The following is a 16,638-nucleotide window of genomic DNA, read 5'->3' on the forward strand; positions in this document are numbered from 1 at the left end:
CGGAGTGGAGCGGGTGATGATGGCTTTCTCCTTCTGGCTTCGGCTAGGAGGGGTAGGGCCCCCGGGGCGGCGGATGCTTGGCGGTATCGAGGCCGTCCCGGGGATCTGTTGTTCAGCGGATTTCAGCGGCGGTGCTGGTCGCGGAGCATCGAGCGCAGGACCACCGCGGCGATGGCCACGGAGATGGCCGTGACGGCGACGGCGGCCAGGAGCGCGGTGAGGACGACTCCGCCGACGAGGACGGCCGCGACCGCTCCCGGGCTGATGGAGATCTGCGGGGCCGCACGTCGTACGGGTGCGGGATCGGCCGGGGTGTGGGTGTGCGCGGGCGGCGGTGTCGGGTTGTCGGGGTACTTGGGCAGGAACACGGCGAACCTCTCCTTGCCTACTCGTCTAGTCGTGTGAGCCGTTTATGACGCTCACGCCGGAGCGCGTGCCTGAGTCGATGGCGGGAGCCATGAAGGTCTGTGAGAGCAGGAAGCCGAACAGGGCGATCACGACGACGACCCAGGTACGGACGCCGAGGAACTTGACCGCTCCCCAGGCGATGAGCCCGAGGACGAGGACAAGCGGCAGGCTGACGGTCACGGGGGCGGGTCCTTTCAGCGGACGGGGCAGCGGTGGGTGCGGGCGGCCAGTTCGGCGGCGGCGCGGCTGTCGTAGTCGGCGGAGAAGCCGCAGCGCGGAGCGGTACAGGCTGCGGTGTGCTTCTCACGGCCCCGGCCGTCGTAGGACGTGCCGACCTGAACGGGGCCGATGCGGGTGACGGAGCGGAAGCGGCGGTTGGGGGTCACGCGGATCTCCTTTCAGAGCTGAGCGGCGATGGCGTCGGCCATTGGCGCGGGGACACCGAGTCGGGCTCGGAGGGTCGGGGTGTCGATGGCCGCTCCCGTACGGGTCTGGTGTTCGGCGGCGACCTTTCGGGCGTGCTCGACCAGTGCGGCCGGGACGGATACGGCGGACGGAGCTGGGGTCGGTTCGGATGTTGGTTGCGCGGGGAGCTCCGGTACGGCTTCGGGCGCGTCCTCCTGGTCCTCGGTGTCCTCGCGGGGTGCTGGCGCCGAGTGGGCGAGGAGCGTGCCGCCGAGGAAGGCGACCGCGGGCCAGCCCGCAACGAGGATGCGAAGCCAGGCCGGGACCTGGTCCGGGTCAAGGAGCCCGGCAGTGGCGACATTCGCACCGAGGGATGCGACGAGCGCGATGACGAACCAGCACCACCCAGCGGCCTTCGCGTCACCGGTCCGCAGCCGACGCCAGGCCGCGACGAGCAACAGGTCGACCGAGACGGGATACGCCCACGCCTTCCACCCGTCCTGACCGGCCGCCGAGGCGACGTCGTGCAGGTGGGCAAACGACAGCGCGGCGGCGATGACCGCTTGGACGAGCACCGCGTCGACACGGGCCAGTTGGGCACGCATGCTGCGGCTCCTTCCGGAATCAGGCATGGCAGGGGTAGGGACCTGGCGCGAGACGGTCACGCCGACCGGGAGGAAGAGGGAAAGCTCAGTCGGTCACAGGGCGAGGCTGGACAACCGGGGCCAGAGACTCGACGGGGTGTACGGGCACGTCGGGCCGGAAGGGCTTGAGTGCGGGCAGGTCGGGCACCAGGTGCGCCGACTCCCGGCAGATCTCGGCGGCGTCGCCGAGAGAGAGGTAGGGCGTGCGGATGCGGGACCAGCCGCCGGAGGCGTCGCCCGCGACGGCGAGGCCTGGCCGCTCGGGCGCGATGGCGCAGGCGGCGGAGACTGCTTCGGGGGCGATGTCGCCCAGGGCCATCTTGGCGGAGGCTTCGTCGTTGACGCGGTGGCAGACGCGGCCGGACAGCTGGGCCCGGAGCATCGTCGCTCCCTTGCCCAGTTCGGCGCCGAAGCGCTGCCCGCAGACCTCCAGGTAGATCCCGGCAGCGCGGCCGAGTTGGGCGAGGCGGATGAGCTGGGTGACCATCTCGTCCCGGCGTTCCTCGTCCTTGCGTGTGGCGACGAGGAAGAGTTCGGCCACTTCGTCGACGAACAGCACAATGGGTACGGGGCGTTCGTCCTCGGGAAGTCCCCAGACGTCCGAGGTGATCTCCTCGTCGGGCGTGCCCGGGGCGAGACCCTGACGGGCCTTGATCAGTTCGTACCGGTCCTCCATCTCTTTGATGAGCACAGGCAGTAGCTCGGCCGCCTGCTCCGGATCGGTGGCGAGAGCCGAGAGCCTCGCCGCGAAGGGGGACAGTTCCACGCCGCGCTTGCAGTCGATGCCGACCAGGGCGACAGGTTGCGAAGCGAGTCCGGTGACCAGGTGGCGCAGGTACATGGACTTGCCCGACAGCGTTGCACCGAGGGTGAGTTGGTGGGGAACGGTCCGGTAGTCGCGTACGAACGGGGTGGCGTCCTCGCGCAGGGCGACGGGCACTTTGAGGAGCCCGGACGCGACCTTGCGCGGCATCCGCACCCGCCGCAGAACGTCGAAGCCGACGAGCCGCAGTTCGACCACACCGGGCTTGACGGCCGTGACGTACACGGCGTGAACTCCCCAGGCGTGCCGAAGCCGTTCGGCCGAGGCAGCCACGTCGGCCGGTTCCTGTCCCGGGGCGAGCCTCAGGCGAAGGCGTAACCCGGTCGACGTAGGGCGGATGATGCCCCGACGCGGCGGTACGGGCCGGACCTCACGTCGAGTGGTGGCCTTGACCGCCAGGACCCGCAGCCGGGACGGAGCCACGGTCAGACCGCACGCCTCCATCACCGAGCTGTACGAACTGAGCAGCCGGGCCGTGGATATCGGCAGGCCGACCGTGGACCAGTAGACCCCGGGGTGTTTGGCCCGGGTGTAGGCAGCCCCGCCGCCGAGCGCGGCGACAGGACCACCCACCTCCAGAAGCGCTGACAGATCGGTCATCAGGCCGTGGCCCCCATGGCGACCGGGAACGCGGCCGGAGTGACGGCCGCGGAACGGTAGGCGATGCCGTGCCGCTGCTGCCCGTTGAACACGCTCTCCCAGGGCCGGGCCACGAGCCCCGGCAGCGAGACCGGAGCACCGAGCGCGAGCCCCTCGGACACCCCGCTCTCCGGAACCGTGACCTTGATCAGGGACGACTCCCCCTCCTCGATGTAGACGACGCCGATCGTCATCAGGGCCTCGCCACTGACGGCGTCCTTCGCGATCTCGCCGGTCTGACGGTCGCGGACCTTGGGCTCGGGCGCCTCGGTCAGCAGGATCGTCGCGGCCGAGGTCTCCACACGGATGGTGCGCAAGATTTCTTCCCATCTACTCGTCTAGACAAGATGCAGTCTTCGAACCCGGTGACTCCGGGAACGTGAACCACCTTGCCATGCAACTCGGCCACTCGTCTATACGAGTAGGCCTGTTGGGGCATACGAGTCCGAAAAGCATCCCCACGCACCACCCGAACTCACCCGAAGGAGCCGTCTTGGCGGAGGGTGAAGCGATCGCAACCGTCGTGCTCGAAGCGGACCTGCCCGTCGAACGCCGAGGTGGGGTGGGTACAGACCCCCCAGTCCCGCCCCAACTCTCCACTCAGCGCAATCCAGTAGTGACACCCGCCGCATTGCGCGTCATACCAGCCATCCCGATAGCCGGCCTGGCCGGTAGGCCTGTGCTGCACCTGCAACCAGCGCTCGTGACATGCATCGTTGTGTTCACGGTCGTCACCCGTCCAGGCTCCGCCAGACACTTCACGACCCGTGTTCACGTGGCCGGGAGCTGGTACGACAGCACGTACGCATCCGCCGCCATCACCGTGTCGCAGACCTCCACGGCCCGCCCCTCGGTGTCGTACGCGGTGCGGATCAGGTGGATCACCGGCACACCCGAGGCCAGCCGGAGCGTCTTGACCTCGATCGGCGAGGGCATCCGGGCGCGGATCTCTTCCTCGAAGTGGTCGAGGTGATGACCCAGCTCCTCCAGACGGGCGTAGATGCCGCCAGGACCGGGGTTGGGCTCGGCGATCTGCGTACCGCGCGCGATATCGAGCGGAAGATACGAGGTGGCGAACTCAACCGGACGACCGTCGAGCAGATACCGGCGCCGACGAGCCAGCACGCGCCGCACGGACCCGAGCCGGGTGGAGATGTCCTGACTGGCCTTCTCCTCCTTGACCTCAAGACTGTCCACCTGCGGGTGACTGCCCGCGGCGTCCGCTTCGACGATGAACGCGGACTTCCCCTGCTCGCGGTGGCGCCGGGCGAACCGGTCGGAGGCCAGTCGGCGGACGGGCGGTCGCGGCCGGACGAAGACGCCCTTGCCATGCTCGGCGTGCACCAGCCCCTCGCCCTGGAGGATGGAGAAAGAGTTCCGGACAGTCATCCGGGACACTCCGTAGTGCTCGACAAGTTCGGCTTCCGAGGGGAGCTTTTCGCCCTCCTTGAATCGCCCACGGTCGATGGCCTCGCGCAGCTGGTCAGCGATCTGCCGGAACACCGCACGATCGCTCGTGGGGTCCAGATCGCCGAGCAGGGACGGAAGTGAGGTCACGAGTACTCCTTTAGGTATCTAGACGAGTGGGCGAGTGTTGTTGCTACGGTGGAGAGCCTAGCCATCCGAGAGGGCCGAGGAACGTGACCACTGACCGTCCGCACTCCGTGAGCGTTGCCGGAGTCATCGTCGACGACCAGGGCCGGGCCCTCTTGATCCAGCGGCGCGACAACGGCCAGTGGGAACCTCCGGGTGGCGTTGTCGAGCGAGAGGAAACCCTCCCCGAGGCACTTCAGCGCGAAGTCCTCGAAGAGACCGGCATCAAGATCGCGCTTCCCGCGACCCTCACCGGCGTCTACAAGAACATGACGGGCTTGATCGTCTCTCTGGTCTTCCGCTGCGAGGCCGCCGACGGCACGCCCACAACCGGGGACGAGACCCACGCGCTGCGTTGGGCCACCCGCGGAGAAGTCATCGACCTCGCCGACGAGGCGTACGCGATCCGCGTCCTGGATGCTCTCGACGCTGCGTCCCCGCCGGCCATCCGCGCCCACGACGGCGTGAAACTCGTCTAGCCCGAACCCGCTGCACATGGCGGCCTACCAGCACGAAGGAACTTGTATGCACGAGTATACGAGCACTGCGCGGGTCTGGGGCCTCACTTGCCCAGGTTTCCCGGAAGAGGTGAGCAGAGCCCGCCGCTGGACGCGCGACATCCTGCGCGACTCGCCTTTAGCGGAGGACGCGGAACTGATCGTGAGCGAGCTGAGCGCGAACGCGATCCTCCACACGGCCAGCGGCAAGGAGTCGGGCAGCTTCCATCTCGCGCTCGCGGTCTCCTCGCAGGTGATCGCTCTTTCGGTCACGGATGACGGAGGCACGGGATCGGCTCCGGCCGTCGAGCACCAGGACCAAGAGGCCGAGCACGGCCGCGGGTTGGGCATGGTCAGCGTGATCGCGCACCGCGTCGTGGTCCACGACAGCGACGGCGGCCACACCGTCACAGCAGAGCTCTTCACCGCGGCCCGCAGGGGAGGCCACCCGTGCTGATGGACAAGCCGCGGCGCGGCTACTGGTGCGAGTGCTGGACCGAAGAACTCGCCGAAGGTGAACCGCCAGAGCTCCGGGCATCCTTCGACGCCTATACGGCACCGCAGGCCGACCGATGGGTCGCGGTCGCACTCCGCACGATCTCGCCGGCGCTCGACGCCGATGCCTCCGACGAAGCGTGGGCCTGGCTCTACGAGGGACGCATCCGGACCCGGAGAGCCCTCGCACGCATGGAGCCCTGCACAGTCTCAGTGACCCACGCCGGCACACGCATCACCTGGACGATTCGCCCAGTCCTCTTCGTGGCACTCGCTCACCGACAGGGCATCGAACTCCCGGCCTGTGCATACGACTTCAAGCCCCAGCAGACCTACTGAGTTACAACTTTCTCTACTGGTTCAAGGCGGCTCGCTCCGCTCCCCGCGCGCGGCCCGGCCCCCGGCCGGGCCTGCACTCCTGCCTCCGTCCCGCTCCAGCCCGGCCAGCGCCCGTGCCGCGATCAAGCAATCACCCCACCTGATGCGAAAGGCTGACGGGCGGCTAGGGCGATCGGAGCCAGCGAGGGCACTCTCAGCTGTAGCCGCCGTTGTCCCAGAAACTAGTCTGTTTCTCTACTATTTAGCCATAAGCAGCCGAGCCAGGTTGCGATCAGCTCAAAGTCGACGCACTCTAAATTTAGGAGTTCCCCAAGCAAAGTGATAGTACCAAGCAATTGGCGGGTGACCCCTTGTCCAGTCCGAACGTGCCCCTTAGGCGTTCTGCGCTTTTTTGGACACGCCTGGGTCTCGCGCTTGCCGTTACAGGTTGGATCGTAACCATTCTTCTATGGCAGAACAATCTGGGCTGGAATGTTCAGATCGCCGGCTCAGCGGGGCAATGGTTCGGATCAATAGCTACCGCTGCGGTTCTATCGTTTACAATCTGGGAAGTATTTTCTGAGCGCAGGAGTCGACTGGATAGAGAATCCCTGCAGAAAATCCAGGAACGGACGGCGGAGGCATCTCTCTTTACCGTATGGCCCAGACGGCATAAGAATCAGCTGGGCAAACCCATCGGGTGGGAGATCGCCGTTCGAAACAACTCTCGGGCTCCAATTTTCGATTGGCACATAGAAGTAAAGGCAAGAGATCATCAGGGAACTCGCAGTCAAGAGTTCTCGGCATCAAGCGACGAGGACGGAGCTATCCCGCCATCTGAGGGATCCGCGACGTTCTATGACTTCACCGACGCAGGAAACGAGCCGGGTCTCACGTTCGAGATCAACGTCACTTGGACGGATATTCAAGGGCAGAACTGGAATAGCATGAATGGACTTGTCGCTGAGGTCGATTGAGTCGGTGATGCTTAATGACCACAGGTATCAATGACATACACCCAGAAACCTTGAAGGCTTGCTTGGACCGCGCAGTAGTCGGCCAGGAGAGCGCTAAGCGGCAACTAAGTCTGCTGTTCTCTATGCACTTGGCTCGAATATCACAGCAGCCCAAGGGAAATATAGCCTACGACCGTGTGCTCCCACGAGCAGTGCTGATGGGTCCCACTGGCGTAGGAAAGACGCACTCCATGCGGACACTCGCAAGTAACCTGGGCTTGCCCTTCGTGATCGCAGACGCCACAGGACTCGTCCCATCGGGAGTAGTGGGTCTTCAAATTGAAGACATTATGCTGATGCTCTGGCGCTCTGCCGAAGCAAGTCTAAATCAAAGGTCTAGCGAATACTTTAACGAGGAAGAAGTGTCACGGAATGCCCATACGGGAGTAGTTTTCCTCGACGAGTTCGACAAGCTTGCAACCAGAAAGCTACAGGAATCAGAAGGAGACGCCAACCGCAGACTAGTTCAGCGCCGCCTTCTCAAGTTTGTCGAGGGTGACTATATTCGCGTGGGGGTTAAGCACCGTGGCGACGAGAGTCAGCCGCAAGAGCAGTATATAGACAGCAGTAAGCTGCTAATAATAGTTGGCGGGGCTTTCACTGAAATCACCAGCAACGAAATTCAGGCACAGCGCACGGGGGATGAGATATACCGGCAGCTATTTGGATCCGACTCAATCGTTTCTGAAGATGTCACACACTACGGTTTCTTGCCCGAGCTAAGCTCTCGATTGCCGCTTATTGTCCAATATGAGTCACTAACAGATCGAGACCTTGAAGCGATCCTGCGCCACGAGACGGAGTCTCCCTTGTGCTTGTGGCGAGAGTATTTTGATGCAATTCAAATGCGGCTCACCATTGATGAGGCATCCTACCGAATCCTGGCGACAGATGCCGCGCAACTAAAGATGGGCGCACGAGGCTTGCATCAACTCATATTTCCGTACATGACTCGACGCCTCAGCACGGTCGAAAAGAATGGCGACGGAATGGAAATTTCAATCCGAGCCGACGACCTGCGCTATCGCAGCAAAGCCTACCAAAGCACAGATACATAGACATCTGGGAGGAAAGATGACCGCCGAAGGAATGATCACATGGGATAGCTACCACTCGGGTATCGACATCTTTAGGATGCTAACAGATGTCAATGAGTTCGCGTTGATTGCAGATATTCCTCCCGTGCCAGAGCTCTCTGACCCAGTTAAAGCATCAGGCATGTCTAGCGCTATATACGACAGCGTTGTGACTGCAGTGGATAGTGCTCGCTTTTTCAGCGAGGATGAACTAACCCTAATGAGCGGGCCAAGCAAGTGCGGAGTCGCCTACAATGACGATCGTTTCGATTTTGAGCTACAGCTCGACAATTCCAGGATAATGCTTCACCGGCAGGGTTCGCGGTTCGCCGATTTTCATGATTGGTACCTGTCCCTGATGCCAAATGTGAAGGTGCTGATTGCTAGCATTCTTGAAATGCTACGAAAGACTACCGACCGAGAATTCAAGGTATTCAGAGCAGGTTTTGCGTTCAAGTTCCTCCTGCATGACCTAAAGAAGTTCTCTGGCAGTCCGCTGCAGGAAGAATCTGTGCGCAATTCATACATAATGAGTAGGCTCGTGAGTGGGGTTCCTAGCGACACCGGAAGGCTTTCCCGTGATGAGAAGTTCGTCAGCGACACAAGTAGAACAGATGTGAACATTACACGATGGGTGGAGGTTGAACGGACCCCTGGCCAAGTATTGAGACGCCTTGAGCGGTATGCGGTCGAAGCGCCCGCCAATAAAAACGGAGCGGGTCTGTGGCTCACCTTCGGCTACAGTGGCGAAACCTATTCATTCCCCGACGGTACTGGCCGGATCGGTTTCTCCCATCGAGAGTTTCTAGACGAATGGGATACCGCATACATCGACTTCCTGCGCGATAAAGCCATAAAGGAATTCCTGGCGACGCTTACGAGTGATTGCGGATTTCGGACTTCTGCGGGGAACCTTCCGTAATCCCGGTATAGGGACAGAAGGGCTGCCTTGGAGAGTGCACATGCTTCCCAAGCTGAGGGCTCACGCCGTAGTCACGGGCCGGCTGGTGCAACTTGCTGTTGGCGACGACAAGCCCCGATAGCGTGGCTGAGGCCGGTGGGGGTGCAGCGAGGCACACGCGCGCCTGATCGGCCAGCGCACCCGTCATCGTGGCTGACGTTCGTCGGCTGAGGTTCGTGCCACTGCCGTGCCAGATGCAAGGGTCAGCCACGGTCAACAGGGGTTCTTGCAGTCGAGTTTGCGGCTGCCTCACCAGGCGCCGAAGGCGCAGGCCAGCGGCACTGTTCCCCAGCCTCTCTCCTAAAGCGGGTGTCGCAGGTTCGAATCCTGCCGGGGGCACAGAGAGAAGGGCCAGCTCAGGAGGGTTTTCCTCCCAGGCTGGCCCTTTGCCGTATCCGGCTCCGCGCCACTCTCGTGCCGTTTCATCCCAGTGGGGTCCTCATGGCCCGTTCCGGCCGCCCCCCTTGCGGATCATCCCTCCGAGTCGGTCGGCGTGCGAACAGAGCAAGAGCAGCCCGCCGAGCGGCAGCCATGGGGCATGTCCCTGACAGGACTCTCCACGGCTCCCCACCGCGATGTTGGCACTCGTCGGCGTCACCGCCGGCGTAGCGGTACGGCGGACGGTTTCTCGTCGAAGTGACATGCTGGAAACGGCACCGGCGACAGGGAGTTGGACTCATGCAGTGGACCGTGCATGGTGAACGGCAGATCTACAGCAACCCGTGGGTCAACCTGTGGCTGGTGGACGTGCAGCAGCCGGACGGCCACCGCTGGGAACACCATGTCGTACGGATGCGGCACCTGGCGGTCGCCGCCGTGGTCGACAAGCAGAAGCGCGTGCTGATGATGTGGCGCCACCGCTTCATCACCGATACCTGGGGCTGGGAACTGCCCATGGGCCTCATCGAAGCGGACGAGACTCCGGAGCAGGCAGCCGCCCGAGAGGTGGAGGAGGAAACCGGCTGGCGTGTCGAGGCCATGAAACCGCTGGTGTACGCGCAGCCCGCCAATGGCATCACCGACTCCGAGCACCATGTCTTCCGCGCCGATGGGGCCACTCATATCGGCCCACCGACGGAGAAGAACGAGGCTGACCGCATCGAGTGGATCCCGATCTCGGAGGTCCGCGGCATGATCGACCGCCGGGAGATCGTCAGCAGCGGCAGCCTGGTCGGCCTGCTGTATCTGCTCCTTGACGAGGCCACCAAGGGCTAGGACAGGTCCTGGCCGAGGACCTCCCGCATCCGCTGCTCGAAGGCGATCACGGATGCCTCCCGCGCGTAGGGCGTAAGACGCCGATGGAACTCGTGGACATGGCCGGCCACCCGAGGCGAATCGATGGTCGCCGACAGGTCAAGGGCCAGTCCCGCACTGCGACATGCGTCGTCGAGTCTGCCCTGCTGCAGCTGGGTGCTGGCAAGCCAGAAGGCGTGGAAGGCGCGGCCGCGCTGCTGAGCGCCCCTCTCCCGTCGAAGCCCCTCGGCGATCAGCGGTTCGGCCCGTCCCGCCTCACCGAGCCGCGCCAGGGCGATGCCGGTGTCGACGATGAGCTTGGTCTCGTCGAAGTACCGCACCCAGGAAGGCGCTTCGTCCTCACGGCCACGCGCGTGTTCGTACGCGTCGCGAGAGCGGTCGATGGCCTGGTGACAGGAGAGGGCGTCGCGCAGGGTGGCATGGGCGAAGGCTTCGCGCATGTGCAGCATCGACATCACGAGCGGCTGATCGCCGGAGGACCGGGCGGTGTCCTGGGCCTTGCAGGCGAGGGCGAGAGCGTCGATGGGGTTGCCGTCGTAGGTGGCCTGCAGGCTCATGCAGGAGAGCACGTTGGCCATGAACAGGCCGTCTCCCTGGCCGCGGGAGAGCTGGAGGGCCTGAGTGAAATAGGTGCGAGCAGTGCTGTACTGGCGGGCGTCGAAGTACGCCCAGCCCACGAGGCGCGCCAACTCCGCGGCCAGCGACTGCAGATCCCGGTGAAGCGCGGCTTCGGCGGTACGCATGAGCTGAGTGACGTAGCGAAGATGCCCGAGGACTGCGGGCCGCAGCGATGCGCCTCCGTGCTGGTCGTCGAGTCGCCAGTAGTCCTCCACCGAGGACCGCAGCGCCGTGAGCGTGGAGCGAGTGACCTGGCCATCGGCCAGGGCCAGGAGGTCATCCAGGCCTTCGCTGGGCGCGGGGCCAGCTGCGCTGGGTTCCTCTGTCGGAGCGGCAGCGAGTGCCCGCTCCCGTACATGGGCAGGCGCGGGGATCTCCCACGGACGGTGGGCGAGGCCCAGCATCGCGCCCGGGATACGGAGCCCGTCGGCGACGCGCTCGATCACGTCGATGTGGGCCAGGCTCCGACGGCCGGCCATGATCTCGCCGACCCGGCTGGGCGTCATGCCGCACAGTGCCGCCACGCGCGAGGGGTAGATGCCCGCCTTCGTCTTGACCAGGTGGAAGACACGGGTGAAGTCCCGTTGTCGGCAGGCTTCCTGCCATTCGGGGCTGGCCAATAACTCTGATGGAAGCGCGCGATGAGGCGGTGGTCCGGACACTCGGGTCCCTCTTCCTCGTCCCGCGGCGGCGGACGGTGTGGGGAGTCAACCGCCAAGGATGTTACCCACGTTGGGTAATCACCATGACCTGATCCCGTGATCGCTGTCTGCGGTGAGCTGATGTTCCGCAACCGCCCGCGAAGAGGGGACGCGATGCTCCCGATGACGACGCCCAACCAGCAGGCCGCCCGGCTCTGGACCATGCAGTTCACATCCACCCCCAGGTGCATCGCCCTCGTGCGCAGACAGGTCGGCAGGGCTCTGGCGGGCTGGGGCTACGGCCAGGACGACATCGACCGGGCGCTGCTGATCTGCAGCGAGCTGGCCACCAACGCCGTCCAGCACGGCCACAGAGCCGGACACCTCTTCGAAGTGCGGGTCACGGCCCAAAGAGCCGACTGTCTCGTGGAGGTGTCCGACCCCACGCCCCGGCAGCCCCGACCCGTCACGGCCGGTACGGACGACGAACGTGGCCGCGGTCTGCACCTCGTTGCCGCCCTTGCCGAGGAGACCGGCCATCGCCCGCGCAGTCCCCTGGGCAAGACCGTCTGGGCCCGCCTGCTCCTCGGCGAGCCGAAGGAGGAGACCCATGCATGAGCTGATCGCCGCCCCGTTCCTCGAACACCACCTGCTGGTCCGCCCGGGCAGCGGCAAGGCCGTCCGCCTGCCGTTCGACCGCTATCGCGCCCTCATGGGCCCCGAACCCGACTACGTCCAGGGCCCCCGCCCTTCCGATGGGGTTCCGACCTGGCTGGTCAACGTCGCGCGACGCACCTGGGCCGTGGATCTGGTGGGCAAGGCGCTCGACGAGGCGGTCCACGTCCGCTTGCCCTCCCCCCTCCCGTACGCCCGTGCCTCGTACGAGCTGAACCTGGGCTGCAACTACGACTGCGAGCACTGCTATCTGGGCCTGAAGCAATTCTCCGGCCTTGAATGGCTCGACCGCGAACGCCTCCTGCGCACCATCCAAGCCGCTGGAGTGCTGTGGCTCCAGCTCACCGGCGGCGAGCCAATGATCGACAAGCTGTTCCCGGAGACATACCAGATGGCCCACGAACTCGGCATGCTCGTGGAGATCCTCACCAACGGCTCCCGCCTCGCCACCCCCAAGAACCTCGCCCTGCTCGCACGCCGCCGCCCGAACCGGATCACCATCAGCCTGTACGGCGCCACCGCCGAGTCCTACGACGGCCTGACCCGCCGCAAGGGCGCGTACCGCATGTTCCTCAAGGGCCTGAACGCCGCCCACGAAGCCGACCTGCCCCTCGATCTGGCGCTGATCATCACGCGGCACAACGCCCATGAGGCCGACGGGATGCGGGCCTTCGCCGACCGCTACGGGCTTCCGTACCGCGAGTACACGCATATGTCTCCGACGATCTACGGCGGAGCCGAGACCCTCGCTTCCCAGGCCCCGGACCACCTCGGCGACCGCGAGCCGTTCCGGGGCTGCAACGCCGGCCACACGTTCTTCCACGTCGACCCGCAAGGCATGGCATCGATCTGCAAGGTCGGCCGCGACAACGCCATTCCGCTGATGACAGAAGGCGTCGAGGGACTCGCCCAACTGGGCGGCGTCGCCGATGCCTTGATGCTTCGCACTGGTGGCTGCTCCGGCTGTCGGCTCTCCGGTACCTGCCGGGTCTGCAGGCCGCTGGCCAAGGTCTACCAGGAGGCGAAGGCACCACTGAACAGGTACTGCCAACACGCACAGACAAGGAGCTGAACACCTATGGCACTGGTGGACATCGAGATCGCGCCCATCCGTCCGGCCGACGCAGAGGAGGGCGACCTCCTCATCGAACTGATCGAGGACCTCGACGCCTTCGCGCAGACGGCCCTGCCCGGCTGCGGCGACGACAACCCGTACAACTGACCCACCCCCACTCCCACCTGCGGAGGGGCCTTGCGACGTCTCACGCGCCGCAGGGCCCCTTCCGGCCTCGCGTCTGGAAACCTGACCACCATGGCCGTGACCTCCGTCGACTACGACGAACTTCCCGCTCAGGTCCGCGCTGCGATCGAGGCCGAGACGGGGCCGATCCTTGAAGCCGAGGCGATCCCCTCCGGCCTGAACAGCGCGCTCTCCGTCCGTATGCGCACCGCCGACGGGGCCGTGTTTCTCAAGGGATTGCCCGCGGGGCACCGCTGGGTCTGGACCCAGCAGCGTGAAGCCGACATCAACCCTTACGTCACACCGCTCGCTCCGGCCCTGCTCTTCCACGTCGTCGCCGATGGCTGGGACATCCTCGGCTTCGAGGCCGTCAACGGCCACCACGCCGACTTCAGCCCGGGCTCACCCGACCTCCCCAAGGTCGTGGAGGCCCTGCGCCGGCTCGGCGAGACTCCGTGTCCCGACATCGAACTCCGCCGAGCCGAACAACGCCTGGCCGGCTACGTCGACAACCCGGCCGACGCGGAGGCCTTCAAGGGCGACGCCCTGCTCCACACCGACTGGAACGACCACAACGTCCTCATCACCGACGACCGCGCGCACCTCGTCGACTGGGGCTGGGCAACCCGAGGCGCCGCCTGGATCGACCCCGCGTACTGGATCATCTGGCTCATCGCATCCGGCCATACCCCCGAACAGGCAGAAGCCCAGGCCGCACAAATCCCTGCCTGGCCCAGCGCTCCACCCACCACGGTGACTGCCTTCGCCAGAGCCAACGCCGCGGTGTGGACGGAGATCGCGGGCAACCGGCCGGATGCGTGGACAACCCGTCTCCTCACAGCCGCCGAGCGTTGGTGTCGCCATCGGGCCTTGTGAGCTGCTCCCCTAACCGAATCCTGGGCGAGCAACTGACTGTTCGGCCCACCACGCCTCTCCGCAAACCCCGGCGGCCAGCCCTCAGCGAAGCCACTGGGCCAAGCACCAACCGAGACCGGACAAGCCTCGCGCGACCGACTGAGTTACAACTTTCTCTACTGGTTCAAGGCGGCTCGCTCCGCTCACCGCGCGCGGCCCGGCCCCCGGCCGGGCCGCGCACACAGCAATCAGCCACCTGATCCCAGAGAAGGGGTACGTCGTGGCTGGGGCGGTCGGCTCCACGGCTTTACGGAGCCACTTTGGCGCGAGCCTCGAAGATCATGGCCCCAACGTCGTGCTTTACCGGGCAGGTCCACTACCTGCCCGACGCGCCGCAAGCTTACGGGGCCATGATCACTCGCGCCAAAGCAGCGCCACCCCAAAGCCGCTCCGCCGACCTTGCGTCATTCCCCCCGGGCTTCTACGCAAGCCAACAAACTCTCTTCTCGATTTCTCGGACCAGGATCTCCGCCTCTGCATGATTCTCGGAGAGTTTATTCCAAATGGTGAATGCCGACCACAGGCAGTAACGCCAGTCATTCCCTGTCCTGCGAGCTAAGGTCTCCAACCATCGATGATGGTCCATTCCTACTAGCTCAGCCAGGTAGACGCTCATCGAGGATTGAGAACGGCCGAGCATTTCGGCCAATTCATTCGGATACAGGACAGCGCTACGTATTACCACTTGCTCAGGGGGCAAATTACCGGGAAGGAACAAGGCGCCGCGCCCCTTATCCCTCCCATTCAGATTTTCACGCTGGTCGCCATCAACAACTGCTACGCCCCGGATTCTTTCTGACCTATTAATTCCATCCGCGGCGATCAGCACGTCATTCCATGAACCTATGTCGATTACTTCAACTTCATTCCCGCCAGTGAAGCCATGCGCGGAGAGAATCAGCCTTAGGAGCTCCCGCGCCACTTCATCCTCGACGAAGATGATTCCGCGCAGCGGGCTTTCAACTCCTAGCATGTCACGTAGGTCTGAAAAGTGCGACGGCCGGAGGACCATTGGATCACCATCACCACGAACGCAAATACGCACAAAATCTAGCGGCACTCTGGTGATGAAAGCCGGAGAGTGCGTGAACGCCCCGTACGGTCCCTCCACGAAGGCGCGGCTGCCAACCGGGACGTTCCGCAGGCCTGCGCTGGTTCCTCACTTGTCGTGGGCTCGCTGGTCGGATGCCGGCCGACGGGGAGGGGCGTGAGCGAGATCTGCATGCCCGACGGACGGCAGACAGTACGCTGAATCCAACGGGATCGGGCCCGCAGCACAGTGTCCGGGAGGTGCTTCATGACGGCCGAGATGATGGCCCCGGCGTGGATGCATGAGCAGATCACGGCGGAGGAGTACGAGTCCTGGTCCGAGGAGCAGTGCGCCGGTATCGAGATCGTGGACGGGATGGTCGTCGTGAGTCCGAGTGCGTCCAAGCGGCACAACCGGCTGGCCCGGATTCTGGCGAACGCCCTGGATGCCGCCTCGGGCCCGGAGTGGAACGCCGACACGGACTTCGACGTCCGGCTTCAGGACGTCCCTCTCACCAATCGCCGCCCGGACGTCGTCGTGTACCGCGCGGACACTATCGACATCACCCCCACCCGCCCTGAGCACGTGCTGCTGGTCGCGGAGGTGGTGTCGCCAGGCTCGGAGACCACCGACCGGATCGTGAAGGTCGACCAGTACGCCAAGGCAGGCATCGGCTTCTACTGGAGGATCGAGCAGGCCGCAACAGGCGTTCCTCTCGTGTACACCTACGTTCTCGACCCCGCGACGAAGACCTACCGGGACGGAGACGTGTTCACCGGCGTCCTCAAGGCAGCGGCCCCCTTCGCGGTGGAGATCGACCTCGACCAGATCTGACCCACGCGCTGCTCAGCAGCCGACAGCGCGTGAGCGATGCGTGAGCGGACAGCCCGGTACACGGCGGCATGAGCCGGAATCAAGTGGCTCGCCCTGCGCTTCTGACCAGGGGAAACAGCACCGCGCGGCAGCGCCAGGCATTCCCCGGCAAGGACTCGACCTCACTCCTAAAGCGGGTGTCGCAGGTTCGAATCCTGCCGGGGGCACCAGCCAAAGGACCCCGGACCGATCATGGTCCGGGGCCCTCCGCATCTCCTTCTGACGTCAACGCCGGTGGTCACTGACGACCGGGACGCCTCCGCAGCAGCTGGTCCATGGGGCTCATGGTCTCGCGCTGCGTGTTCTGGACGCCGTGGGTGTAGACGTCCGTGGTGATGCTGATCTGGGGTTGGCCGAGGATCTCCATCACGACGCGAGGTAAGACTCCGGCCGCCGTGGCGAGGGGTGGCCGTGCCGTGTCGGACGTCGTGCAACCGGATCATGGGGAGGCCGGCGGACTGGGCGACGCGGTGCGACGAGCGCCGGATACACCGCACGCACGGCCGGCTGGCTGCGC

22 protein-coding genes and 1 pseudogene are annotated in these 16,638 nt (G+C 64.9%); 12 read left to right on the forward strand and 11 right to left on the reverse strand.

Annotated features, from left to right (window positions below):
• Positions 1-122: 122 nt before the first annotated feature.
• The 8 genes from AB5J50_RS22095 to AB5J50_RS22130 form a co-directional block, all read right to left on the reverse strand.
• Complete coding sequence (locus AB5J50_RS22095; RefSeq protein WP_369260137.1) at positions 123-368, reverse strand: SpdD protein; 246 nt, start codon at positions 366-368, stop codon at positions 123-125.
• A gap of 25 nt (positions 369-393) precedes the next feature.
• The gene (locus tag AB5J50_RS22100) at positions 394-588 is read right to left on the reverse strand and encodes a hypothetical protein (RefSeq protein WP_369260138.1); all 195 of its coding nucleotides are present in this window, start codon (positions 586-588) and stop codon (positions 394-396) included.
• A gap of 14 nt (positions 589-602) precedes the next feature.
• On the reverse strand, positions 603-794 hold the full coding sequence (locus AB5J50_RS22105) for a mobile element transfer protein (protein WP_261688277.1): 192 nt from the start codon (positions 792-794) through the stop codon (positions 603-605).
• Between the two features lie 12 nt (positions 795-806).
• The gene (locus tag AB5J50_RS22110; protein WP_369260139.1) at positions 807-1,418 is read right to left on the reverse strand and encodes a DUF2637 domain-containing protein; all 612 of its coding nucleotides are present in this window, start codon (positions 1,416-1,418) and stop codon (positions 807-809) included.
• Positions 1,419-1,503: 85 nt separating this feature from the next.
• Complete coding sequence (locus tag AB5J50_RS22115) at positions 1,504-2,880, reverse strand: FtsK/SpoIIIE domain-containing protein (protein WP_369260140.1); 1,377 nt, start codon at positions 2,878-2,880, stop codon at positions 1,504-1,506.
• On the reverse strand, positions 2,880-3,236 hold the full coding sequence (locus AB5J50_RS22120; protein WP_369260141.1) for a hypothetical protein: 357 nt from the start codon (positions 3,234-3,236) through the stop codon (positions 2,880-2,882). The genes AB5J50_RS22115 and AB5J50_RS22120 overlap by 1 nt, the downstream gene beginning before the upstream one ends.
• Positions 3,237-3,394: 158 nt before the next feature.
• Positions 3,395-3,694: a DUF3027 domain-containing protein gene (locus AB5J50_RS22125; RefSeq protein WP_369260142.1), complete on the reverse strand. Its 300-nt coding sequence runs from the start codon at positions 3,692-3,694 to the stop codon at positions 3,395-3,397.
• The gene (locus AB5J50_RS22130; RefSeq protein WP_369260143.1) at positions 3,691-4,476 is read right to left on the reverse strand and encodes a GntR family transcriptional regulator; all 786 of its coding nucleotides are present in this window, start codon (positions 4,474-4,476) and stop codon (positions 3,691-3,693) included. The genes AB5J50_RS22125 and AB5J50_RS22130 overlap by 4 nt, the downstream gene beginning before the upstream one ends.
• Before the next feature lie 107 nt (positions 4,477-4,583).
• Here AB5J50_RS22130 and AB5J50_RS22135 point away from each other — a divergent pair, with 107 nt between their 5' ends.
• The 7 genes from AB5J50_RS22135 (at position 4,584) to AB5J50_RS22165 (ending at position 10,090) form a co-directional block, all read left to right on the forward strand.
• A complete protein-coding gene (locus AB5J50_RS22135) occupies positions 4,584-4,991 on the forward strand; it encodes an NUDIX hydrolase (RefSeq protein WP_369265477.1) in 408 nt (135 codons plus the stop codon).
• A 46-nt stretch (positions 4,992-5,037) separates the two neighbouring features.
• The gene (locus AB5J50_RS22140) at positions 5,038-5,466 is read left to right on the forward strand and encodes an ATP-binding protein (RefSeq protein ID WP_369260144.1); all 429 of its coding nucleotides are present in this window, start codon (positions 5,038-5,040) and stop codon (positions 5,464-5,466) included.
• Entirely contained in the window at positions 5,466-5,843 is a 378-nt protein-coding gene (locus AB5J50_RS22145) for a hypothetical protein (protein WP_369265478.1), read from the forward strand. Before AB5J50_RS22140 ends, AB5J50_RS22145 begins: the two co-directional genes overlap by 1 nt.
• A 350-nt stretch (positions 5,844-6,193) precedes the next feature.
• Positions 6,194-6,799 (forward strand): hypothetical protein, encoded by a 606-nt coding sequence (locus tag AB5J50_RS22150; protein WP_369260145.1) that lies wholly within the window; start codon positions 6,194-6,196, stop codon positions 6,797-6,799.
• A 197-nt stretch (positions 6,800-6,996) separates the two neighbouring features.
• Entirely contained in the window at positions 6,997-7,896 is a 900-nt protein-coding gene (locus AB5J50_RS22155) for an AAA family ATPase (RefSeq protein ID WP_369265479.1), read from the forward strand.
• 16 nt (positions 7,897-7,912) lie between these two features.
• Positions 7,913-8,836 (forward strand): hypothetical protein, encoded by a 924-nt coding sequence (locus AB5J50_RS22160; protein WP_369260146.1) that lies wholly within the window; start codon positions 7,913-7,915, stop codon positions 8,834-8,836.
• A 717-nt stretch (positions 8,837-9,553) separates the two neighbouring features.
• Positions 9,554-10,090, forward strand: a complete 537-nt coding sequence (locus AB5J50_RS22165) for an NUDIX hydrolase (RefSeq protein WP_369260147.1) — start codon at positions 9,554-9,556, stop codon at positions 10,088-10,090.
• Here AB5J50_RS22165 and AB5J50_RS22170 read toward each other — a convergent pair.
• On the reverse strand, positions 10,087-11,367 hold the full coding sequence (locus AB5J50_RS22170; protein ID WP_369260148.1) for a helix-turn-helix domain-containing protein: 1,281 nt from the start codon (positions 11,365-11,367) through the stop codon (positions 10,087-10,089). The two genes, AB5J50_RS22165 and AB5J50_RS22170, sit on opposite strands and share 4 nt — an antisense overlap.
• Before the next feature lie 204 nt (positions 11,368-11,571).
• Between AB5J50_RS22170 and AB5J50_RS22175 the strand changes: the two genes are divergently transcribed.
• The 4 genes from AB5J50_RS22175 to AB5J50_RS22190 all read left to right on the forward strand — a co-directional run bounded on the left by AB5J50_RS22175 (position 11,572) and on the right by AB5J50_RS22190 (position 14,179).
• Positions 11,572-12,006 carry an ATP-binding protein gene (locus AB5J50_RS22175; protein WP_369260149.1) on the forward strand — a complete coding sequence of 145 codons (435 nt, stop codon included), beginning with the start codon at positions 11,572-11,574 and terminating at the stop codon, positions 12,004-12,006.
• A complete protein-coding gene (locus tag AB5J50_RS22180) occupies positions 11,999-13,135 on the forward strand; it encodes a radical SAM protein (protein ID WP_369260150.1) in 1,137 nt (378 codons plus the stop codon). The genes AB5J50_RS22175 and AB5J50_RS22180 overlap by 8 nt, the downstream gene beginning before the upstream one ends.
• Before the next feature lie 6 nt (positions 13,136-13,141).
• On the forward strand, positions 13,142-13,285 hold the full coding sequence (locus AB5J50_RS22185; RefSeq protein ID WP_369260151.1) for a hypothetical protein: 144 nt from the start codon (positions 13,142-13,144) through the stop codon (positions 13,283-13,285).
• Positions 13,286-13,375: 90 nt separating this feature from the next.
• A complete protein-coding gene (locus AB5J50_RS22190) occupies positions 13,376-14,179 on the forward strand; it encodes an aminoglycoside phosphotransferase (RefSeq protein WP_369260152.1) in 804 nt (267 codons plus the stop codon).
• Positions 14,180-14,639: 460 nt separating this feature from the next.
• Here the strand turns inward: AB5J50_RS22190 and AB5J50_RS22195 are convergent, their stop codons facing one another.
• Positions 14,640-15,191 carry a hypothetical protein gene (locus tag AB5J50_RS22195; protein ID WP_369260153.1) on the reverse strand — a complete coding sequence of 184 codons (552 nt, stop codon included), beginning with the start codon at positions 15,189-15,191 and terminating at the stop codon, positions 14,640-14,642.
• A 324-nt stretch (positions 15,192-15,515) separates the two neighbouring features.
• Between AB5J50_RS22195 and AB5J50_RS22200 the strand changes: the two genes are divergently transcribed.
• Positions 15,516-16,082 (forward strand): Uma2 family endonuclease, encoded by a 567-nt coding sequence (locus tag AB5J50_RS22200; RefSeq protein ID WP_369260154.1) that lies wholly within the window; start codon positions 15,516-15,518, stop codon positions 16,080-16,082.
• A gap of 277 nt (positions 16,083-16,359) precedes the next feature.
• Here the strand turns inward: AB5J50_RS22200 and AB5J50_RS22205 are convergent.
• Positions 16,360-16,615 (reverse strand): annotated as a pseudogene (locus tag AB5J50_RS22205) (site-specific integrase); the annotation flags it as partial.
• Positions 16,616-16,638 lie beyond the last annotated feature (23 nt).

This window comes from Streptomyces sp. R35, from assembly GCF_041053035.1.
In the GTDB taxonomy this organism is placed as follows: domain Bacteria; phylum Actinomycetota; class Actinomycetes; order Streptomycetales; family Streptomycetaceae; genus Streptomyces; species Streptomyces lutosisoli.